Genomic DNA, 229 nt, shown 5'->3' on the forward strand with positions numbered 1-229 from the left:
CTTGCTGCGGGCGGCGATGCGGGCCGCGCGGCGGATGAGGGTGTCGCCCTCGGGGCCGCCGGTGAGCGCGACGACGATGCGTTCGCGGGCCTCCCACGTCTTGTCGATGCCGTGGGCGGCGCGATACCGGTCGAGCTGCTCGTCGACCTTGTCGGCCAGCCACAGCAGGGCCAGCTCGCGCAGCGCGGTGAGGTTGCCGACCCGGAAGTAGTTGCCGAGCGCCGCGTCG

At 73.8% G+C, this 229-nt stretch carries 1 pseudogene; it reads right to left on the reverse strand.

The features are described 5' to 3' along the window. A pseudogene (locus tag IEZ31_RS58080) lies at positions 1 to 229 on the reverse strand (sensor histidine kinase KdpD); the annotation flags it as partial.

Source organism: Dactylosporangium sucinum (genome assembly GCF_014647515.1).
GTDB lineage: Bacteria > Actinomycetota > Actinomycetes > Mycobacteriales > Micromonosporaceae > Dactylosporangium > Dactylosporangium sucinum.